The organism is Bowmanella dokdonensis (assembly GCF_017254865.1).
GTDB classification, from domain to species: domain Bacteria; phylum Pseudomonadota; class Gammaproteobacteria; order Enterobacterales; family Alteromonadaceae; genus Bowmanella; species Bowmanella dokdonensis.
On record NZ_JAFKCV010000340.1, the window covers coordinates 1 to 296 of the forward strand.

Here is a 296-nt window from a genome sequence, read left to right on the forward strand (position 1 = left end):
CGTACAAACCATCGGGGTTTAACGAGATATTCTTAGTCGGTTGTCCTCGGACACCAGAGGGGGTGGCGTTTTCTACCACAAGCTTTTTTTCTATTAATCCTTTAGTCAGCTTGGTTGCTTGTACTGTTGAGAAGCCCAGTTTTTTCGCTAATTCAATTCGGGTACTTATCTGAGTCCGTCTAATAATTTCCAGCACTAAACGTTCACTTGTACTTAACTCGACTTTCGTCATCAACATATCCCATGAAAATCAATCTTTTACATCTTGAATCAGTGTGGTTCGCGAATTCAGCTTT

At 40.9% G+C, this 296-nt stretch carries 1 protein-coding gene; it reads right to left on the bottom strand.

Going from position 1 to position 296, the window contains the following annotated elements:
- Positions 1–232, bottom strand: a 232-nt coding sequence (locus J0A66_RS22855; protein WP_206576079.1) for a hypothetical protein, incomplete at its 3' end; no start/stop codon positions are given.
- Positions 233–296 lie beyond the last annotated feature (64 nt).